Below are 7,761 nucleotides of genomic sequence, written 5' to 3' on the forward strand. Positions count from 1 at the left end.
GGGGTCAGAGCGCCGAGGCGCCGGTTTCGCCAGTACGGATCCGCACGGCGTCTGCGACGTCGATGACGAAGATCTTCCCGTCGCCAATCTTGCCGGTGGAGGCCGCGGCCTTGATGGCCTCGACGGCCCCGGCGGCTGCGGCGTCGTCGACGACAGCCTCCAGCTTCACCTTCGGGATGAAGTTCACCTGGTACTCTGCACCCCGATAGATCTCGGTCTGGCCCTTCTGGCGTCCATATCCCTTGACTTCCGTGATCGTGAGCCCCTCGACGCCGGACGACACGAGAGCTTCGCGCACGTCGTCCAGCTTGAAGGGTTTGACGATCGCCATGATCAATTTCATCCCATCGCTCCCGCTCGGTTCCTTGTGGAACGGCCCCGGGCCGGAATGACCAGCAGGACCCAGCACCACGGTAGGCCGAGGACCCGCCGACGGCGGTCTCGGGCGCCGAAAAAACAGGCGCTCATAGATGGAAGTGCAGAAAATGGGCACCCTGGGTCCGGAGATGGTTCAAAAGCGGGCACCGGCTTGCAGGCGACAGGGCCGAGAGCCTGCGAATACGGCTTTGGCCTCACATGCGCGGGGGCCGATCTTCCAGGCCGATGAGGCGCCCTCAAAGGGTATCGTGCACGTACTGGGCAAGGTCATCGCCCCTCCGGCGATCCGGATCGTCAGCCACCCGCAATCCCTTCGGCGCGCTTGAAGCGCGGGGCTTCGGGCCCTATGGTCCGACCTCGTTTTTGCGCCTGCGAAGTGCTGCCGATGCCCGCTGAAAAACCGCTGTCTTTTCAGGCCCTGATCCTGAAGCTTCACGACTACTGGAGCCGTCAGGGCTGCGTGATCCTGCAGCCTCACGATGTGGAGGTCGGGGCGGGCACCCTGCATCCGGCAACGGTCCTGCGGGCCCTCGGCCCCCGCCCTTGGCGCGCCGCCTACGTCCAGCCCTCCCGGCGGCCGGGCGACGGTCGTTACGGCGAGAACCCCAACCGGCTTCAGCACTTCTACCAGTACCAGGTGATCCTGAAGCCCAACCCCGACAACCTCCAGGAACTCTACCTCGGCAGCCTGGATGCCATTGGCCTCGACACCCGGCTCCACGACATCCGTTTCGTCGAGGACGACTGGGAAAACCCGACGGTCGGCGCCTGGGGCCTGGGTTGGGAGGTCTGGTGCGACGGGATGGAGGTGACCCAGTACACCTACTTCCAGCAGGTGGGGGGCCTTGACGTGTTTCCGGTCTCTGGCGAGCTGACCTACGGACTGGAGCGCCTAGCCATGTACCTGCAGGGCGTCGACCGCTTCGACCAACTGGCCTTCAACGATCCCGATGGCCCGCTTCCCATAACCTATGGCGATGTCTTCCTCGAGAACGAACGCCAGCAGTCCGAGGCCAATTTCCACCTCTACGACGTGGCGACCCTGAAGCGGCAGTTCGAGGACATGGAGGCCCAGGTCCCGAGGTTCCTGCAGGGGCGGGGCCCCCAGGGACAGGCGACGGTCCTGCCCGCCTACGACCATGTGCTGAAGGCCAGCCACCTGTTCAACCTGATGGATGCCCGCGGGGCCATCGCGGTCGCCGAGCGCCAGAGCTATATCGGCCGCATTCGCGATCTGACCCGGATGTGCGCCGAGGCCTGGGTCGCCAACGAGGCGGCCAGTACCGCCGCAGGGGAGGTCTGAGACATGGCCCAGCTGCTCATCGAACTCTTCTCCGAGGAGATCCCCGCCCGGATGCAGGCCCAGGCGGCGCGCGATCTCGACCGCATGGTCCGGGAGCGCCTTGTCGCCGCAGGGCTTGAGCCGCGCACGACCCGCGCCTTCGCTGGGCTGCGTCGCCTGACCCTGGTGGCGGAAGGCCTGGCCGCGGCCCAGCCGGACCGCAAGGAGGAGCGCAAGGGGCCGAGGACCTCGGCTCCGGAGGCGGCCCTGGAGGGTTTCCTTCGCTCCACCGGCCTGACCCGCGACCAGCTTGTCCAGCGTGACGGCGTCTGGTTTGCCGAGATCAGCGCCACCGGCCGGCCGACGCCGGAGATTATCGCCGAGATCGTTCCGGAGGTGGTCCGGGCCTTTCCCTGGCCGAAGTCCATGACCTGGGGCACGGGAACGCTTCGCTGGGTCCGGCCGCTCAAGCACATCCTCTGCCTCTTCGACGGCGTTCTGGTCCCGTTCGATGTCGATGGGGTTCCCGCCGTCGACTTCACCGTCGGTCACCGGTTCATGGGCTCGGCCCGACCCTTCCGGGTCCGCAGTTTTGCCAGCTACAGTTCGGGCCTGGAGAAGCGTTTCGTGGCCCTGGATCCCGAGGCGCGCAAGGTTCGCATCCTCACTGAGGCCCGGCGCCTCTGCGCCGACCGGGGGCTTCAACTTGTCGAGGATGCGGGGCTGCTGGACGAGGTCGCCGGCCTCGCCGAATGGCCCGTCCCGATCCTCGGCGAAATGAATCCGGACTTCCTGGCCCTGCCGCCCGAGGTGATCCGCACCTCCATGCGGAACCACCAGAAGTACTTTGCCGTGAAGGACCCGGTGACGGGCCAGCTGGCGCCGCACTTCATCACCGTCGCCAACATCCAGGCCCCTGATGGCGGCGCGACCATCGCCTCTGGCAACGCCAAGGTGCTTTCGGCACGCCTCTCCGATGCCCGCTTCTTCTGGGACGAGGATCGCAAGGTCCGACTGGAAGACCGCCTCGAAAAGCTGAAGTCGGTGACCTTCCACGCCCGGCTTGGAACCCTCTCCGAGCGTGTCGAGCGGCTCGAGCACCTTGCCGGTGCCCTGTCCGGCCGGGTGGGCGCGGACCCGGCCAAGGCCGCCCTGGCCGCCCGCCTGTGCAAGGCCGACCTGACCACCGGCATGGTTGTCGAGTTCCCTGAACTCCAGGGCCTGATGGGCGGCTATTACGCCCTTGAAGAGAAGTTGACCCCGGTGACCGCCGAGGCAATCCGCGACCATTACAAGCCCGTTGGGCCCTCAGATGAGGTTCCCGACCGCCCGGTCACCATGGCGGTGGCCCTGGCGGAGAAGCTGGACACCCTGGTGGCCTTCTTTGCCATCAACGAGAAGCCCACCGGCTCGCGCGACCCCTACGCCCTGCGCCGGGCGGCCCTGGGCGTCATCCGCATCCTCCTGACCTCCGAGGTCCGGGCCCCTGTGCGTGAGATGGTCGCTGACTGGTACCGCTCGCTCCGCTGCTTCGTCGATCCCGGCCGGGCTCTCTACGCCTCCACCCGCAGGACAACCGGTTACCTTGGCCCGCTTCCCCGCCAGGACTCCGAGGTCTTCCAGACCTATGTCGAGGAGTTCGAGGCGGCCCTCCTCGAGGCCGAACCGATGGTCGTGGCCATTGACGCGGACTTTGATATCCGCTTCGACCGCAGCGCCTCCGCCGGCGAGGCGCCCGAAGGTGAAATCCTCTACCGCTTCCGTCCCTATCCTGAGGTCGCCGCGGAGGTCCTGGCCTTCCTGGCGGATCGCCTGAAGGTCTTGATGCGCGAGCAGGGCCGGCAACATGACCTTGTCGACGCCGTCTTCGCCCTCGGCGACGATGACCTGGTCCGGATCAACGCCCGGGTCGAGGCCCTGTCGGACTTCCTGATCACAGAGGACGGCGCCAACCTCCTCGCCGGTTATCGCCGGGCAACCAACATCCTCCGGGCCGAGGAAAAGAAGGGCGCGCTGCCTTCAGGCCCCGCCCAACGGCTTGCGGGTGCTCCCGAGGAAGAGATCGCCCTTGTCGCCGCCGTCGCGCAGGCAGGGCCCCGGGTCGCCGATCTCGCCGACGCCGAGGACTTCGCTGGGGCCATGAAGGCCCTCGCAGGCCTGCGCGGCCCGGTGGACGCCTTCTTCGAAAAGGTCATGGTCAATGCCGAGGACCCGATGGCCCGCGACAACCGCCTGAGGCTGCTGGCGCAGGTCCGCACTGCCATGGCTGAAGTCGCGGACTTCGGCCAGGTCAACGGCTAGGGGAGGTCGCATGCCCGCTCAGACGCAATGGGTCTATGCTTTCGGCGGCGGCGTCGCCGAGGGTGATGCGTCCATGCGCAACCTTCTGGGTGGCAAGGGCGCCAACCTCGCGGAAATGTCCGCCCTGGGCCTGCCCGTGCCTCCCGGCTTCACCATCACCACCGAGGCCTGCAACTTCTTCTACACGCACGAGGGTGCGTTTCCCGACATACTGGCGGCGCAGGTCGAAGCGGCGCTGGCCAGTGTCGAAGCCCTGGCCGGAAAGCGGTTTGGCGACCCTTCCGCCCCCCTCCTGGTTTCGGTCCGGTCCGGCGGACGGGCCTCCATGCCCGGCATGATGGACACGGTCCTGAACCTTGGGCTGAACGACGCCACCACGGAGGGGCTGGCCGCGCTGGCCGGAAATCGGCGCTTCGCCCTCGATTCCTACCGGCGCTTCATCCAGATGTACTCCGCTGTGGTGCTTGGCCTGGATCACCATCTGTTCGAGGAAATCCTCGATAACCACAAGGATCGCCTCGACGTCACCGTCGATACCGCCCTGTCCGCCGAGGACTGGGAAAAGGTCGTGGCCGACTACAAGGCCGCGGTCCAGGAGGAACTGGGCGAGCCCTTCCCGCAGGATCCCAAGGCCCAGCTCTGGGGTGCCGTCGGCGCCGTCTTCGCCAGCTGGATGAACGAACGGGCCAAGTTCTATCGCCGCATGCACGACATCCCCGAGAGCTGGGGCACGGCGGTCAATATCCAGGCCATGGTGTTCGGCAATATGGGGGACTCCTCGGCCACCGGGGTGGCCTTCACCCGCAATCCCTCCACCGGTGAGAACCGTCTGTACGGTGAGTTCCTGATCAACGCCCAGGGCGAGGACGTGGTGGCGGGGATCCGCACGCCCCAGGCCCTGACCCGCGCGGCCCGGGAGGAGATGGGCGATCGGGCTCCCTCCATGGAGGAGGCCCTTCCCGAGGTCTTCGTCCAGTTCCGGGACGTGGTGACGCGCCTGGAGCGCCATTACCGGGACATGCAGGACGTGGAGTTCACGGTGGAGCAGGGTCGGCTCTACATGCTCCAGACCCGGAACGGGAAGCGCACCGCCAAGGCTGCCCTGAAGATGTCCGTCGACATGGCTTGCGAGGGTCTGATCAGCCGGGAAGAGGCGGTCATGCGGGTGGATCCCGCAAGCCTTGACCAGCTGCTTCACCCGACCATCGATCCGGCCAGCCCCCGCGACGTCGTAGCGCGTGGGCTTCCCGCCTCGCCGGGCGCCGCCACGGGTGCGGTGGTCTTCGACGCCGACGAGGCCCAGCGAAGGGGCGGCGCAGGTGAGGCGGTGATCCTCGTCCGGGAGGAGACCAGCCCGGAAGACATCCACGGAATGCACGCCGCCCGGGGGATCGTGACCGCCCGTGGCGGGATGACCAGTCATGCTGCGGTGGTGGCCCGGGGCATGGGCCGGCCCTGCGTGTCGGGTGCCGGTGACATCCGGATCGACAAGGCTGCAGGGCTGTTCCAGGTCCGGGGGCGCACCATCCGGGCGCGGGAGGTGATCACGGTCGACAGCAGCCGGGGCGCCGTCCTGGCCGGTGCTGTCAACATGATCGAGCCGGAACTCACCGGCGACTTCGCGACCCTGATGGGCTGGGCGGACGTCTTCCGCCGGCTGCGCATCCGCGCCAATGCCGAGACCCCCCTCGACGCCCGGATGGCACGTCAGTTTGGGGCCGAGGGCATCGGTCTTTGCCGCACCGAACACATGTTCTTCGATGAGCACCGGATCCAGGCGGTGCGCGAGATGATCCTGGCTGATGACGAGGCGGGACGGCGCGCTGCGCTGGAGAAGATCCTTCCCATGCAAAGGGCGGACTTCGTCGAACTGTTCACCATCATGGAGGGACTGCCCGTCACCATCCGCCTGCTGGATCCCCCGCTCCACGAGTTCCTGCCCCAGACCGAGGCGGACGTGCGTGCAGTCGCGGAAGCGGGGGGACTGGACGCCGACAAGCTCTGGCGCCGGGTGCGTGAACTGCACGAAACCAACCCCATGCTAGGCCATCGCGGCTGCCGCCTCGGCATCTCCTATCCCGAAATCTACGAGATGCAGGTCCGGGCGATCTTCGAAGCCGCCTGCCAGATCGCCGAGAGCGGCACAGCGGCCCCGATCCCGGAGATCATGCATCCCCTGGTCGCGAAGGGCGAGGAAATGCGCTTCCTCAGGACCCTTACCGACCGGGTCGCCCAGGCTGTCATGGGCGAGCGCGGCCTCGTGATCGAATACCAGGTCGGGACCATGGTCGAACTGCCCCGCGCCGCTCTGCGGGCTGCAGACCTCGCGGAGACCGCTGAATTCTTCTCCTTCGGCACCAATGACCTGACCCAGACCACCTTCGGCATAAGCCGGGACGATTCCGGACGCTTCCTGACAGCCTACCTTGAGAAGGGCATCTTCGATAAGGACCCCTTCGTGAGCCTGGACCAGGAGGGTGTCGGTGATCTCATCCGGATCGCCGTTGAGCGCGGACGTGCGGCGCGTCCGGATATCAAGCTTGGGATCTGCGGTGAGCATGGGGGCGACCCCGCTTCGATCCAGTTCTGCGAATCCGTTGGCCTCGACTATGTCAGCTGCTCGCCTTTCCGGACCCCGATCGCCCGGCTAGCGGCGGCCCAGGCGGCCATCGGCGAACGGGAGAAGGACCGCTAGTTCCTGTTCCGATAGGTGGTACCGGTTATCGGATTCAAACAGGCTCTAGGCAGTCTGAGAGGCAAAAATGGCGACTTTTGATCCTGCGGCAGCAACGGCGACCTACCTCTCCAAGCTCAGCCCCGAGGCGAACGATCGGGCCGTTGCCTACACCCAGGGTGGCCATTGGGTGCTGCTGTGGACGGCCGTGATCAGCCTGGCGATATATCTCCTCCTGGTGCGCTCCGGCGTGCTGGTGCGCTTGCGGGACCGGCTGGAAGCGCGGGGCTTCGGGCCCCTGCGGGTCAGCGCCCTGGTCCTGGGGACCGCCTTTGTGGTGGAGACCCTTCTTAACCTGCCCTGGTCCGTCTATGCCGACTGGGCGCGCGAGCGCAGCTATGGCCTGTCGAGCCAGTCCTTTGCCGGCTGGCTCGGGGAGAGCGCCCTGGCCTCAGTCATCGGGCTGCCTGTTTCCCTCGCCCTCATCGTCGGCATCTATGCCCTGATCCGAAGGGCTCCCAAGACCTGGTGGCTCTGGTCCGCCGCCCTTATCGCTGCCGGCTCTGTCGTGATGATGGTTGTGGCACCTGTCTTCATAGCCCCGCTCTTCAACCAATACGAGCCGGCGCCGCCGGGGCCTGTCCGTGACGCCGTCGTCGTCCTCGCCAAGGCTAATGGCGTCCCTTCAGACCGCATCTTCATCTACAACGGCTCGCGCCAGTCGAACCGCTATACCGCCAATGTGGCGGGCCTCTTTGGCAGTACGCGCATCGCCATGAGCGACGTGATGTTTGCCAAGGGTGCCGACTTGGCAGAAGTGCGCGCCGTGGTCGGGCACGAGATGGGCCACTATGTCCTGCGCCACGGTTGGCGGAACGCCATCGTGATTTCCATTCTTGCCGTCCTGGCCCTGTTCACGGTCGACCGGCTCTTCGTCCCCGCCGCGCGCTGGCTGGGAGCGGGCGGGGTGAGGGGACTGGCGGATCCGGCGGGATACCCGGTGATCGTAGCCATCGTGGTGGGTCTTGGCCTGATCAGCACCCCGGTCACCGCCTCTCCGATCCGGGTCAGCGAGGCGGTGACCGGGGTGCTGATCAGGCCAAGACCCACCACGATGGCTACGATC

5 protein-coding genes are annotated in these 7,761 nt (G+C 66.8%); 4 read left to right on the forward strand and 1 reads right to left on the reverse strand.

Features of this window, described 5'->3' with window-relative positions; translation table 11 throughout:
- Nucleotides 1-4: 4 nt before the first annotated feature.
- Nucleotides 5-343 (reverse strand): P-II family nitrogen regulator, encoded by a 339-nt coding sequence (locus WCJ52_RS02185; protein ID WP_336901655.1) that lies wholly within the window; start codon nt 341-343, stop codon nt 5-7.
- 420 nt (nt 344-763) lie between these two features.
- Here WCJ52_RS02185 and WCJ52_RS02190 point away from each other — a divergent pair, with 420 nt between their 5' ends.
- The 4 genes from WCJ52_RS02190 to WCJ52_RS02205 form a co-directional block, all read left to right on the forward strand.
- Nucleotides 764-1,681 carry a glycine--tRNA ligase subunit alpha gene (locus WCJ52_RS02190; protein ID WP_336901656.1) on the forward strand — a complete coding sequence of 306 codons (918 nt, stop codon included), beginning with the start codon at nt 764-766 and terminating at the stop codon, nt 1,679-1,681.
- Nucleotides 1,682-1,684: 3 nt separating this feature from the next.
- The gene (glyS, locus tag WCJ52_RS02195) at nt 1,685-3,961 is read left to right on the forward strand and encodes a glycine--tRNA ligase subunit beta (protein ID WP_336901657.1); all 2,277 of its coding nucleotides are present in this window, start codon (nt 1,685-1,687) and stop codon (nt 3,959-3,961) included.
- 10 nt (nt 3,962-3,971) lie between these two features.
- Nucleotides 3,972-6,656: a pyruvate, phosphate dikinase gene (gene ppdK, locus WCJ52_RS02200; RefSeq protein WP_336901658.1), complete on the forward strand. Its 2,685-nt coding sequence runs from the start codon at nt 3,972-3,974 to the stop codon at nt 6,654-6,656.
- 67 nt (nt 6,657-6,723) lie between these two features.
- Nucleotides 6,724-7,761, forward strand: a 1,038-nt coding sequence (locus WCJ52_RS02205) for a M48 family metalloprotease (RefSeq protein WP_336901659.1), incomplete at its 3' end; no start/stop codon positions are given.

Source organism: Phenylobacterium sp. (genome assembly GCF_037138395.1).
Classification (GTDB): domain Bacteria; phylum Pseudomonadota; class Alphaproteobacteria; order Caulobacterales; family Caulobacteraceae; genus Phenylobacterium.

Excerpts from the sequence above, each read along its gene's own strand:
- WCJ52_RS02190 (WP_336901656.1), top strand. The coding sequence starts at position 764 with ATGCCCGCTGAAAAACCGCTGTCTTTTCAGGCCCTGATCCTGAAGCTT.
- WCJ52_RS02185 (WP_336901655.1), bottom strand. The coding sequence starts at position 343 with ATGAAATTGATCATGGCGATCGTCAAACCCTTCAAGCTGGACGACGTG.
- glyS (WP_336901657.1), top strand. The coding sequence starts at position 1,685 with ATGGCCCAGCTGCTCATCGAACTCTTCTCCGAGGAGATCCCCGCCCGG.
- ppdK (WP_336901658.1), top strand. The coding sequence starts at position 3,972 with ATGCCCGCTCAGACGCAATGGGTCTATGCTTTCGGCGGCGGCGTCGCC.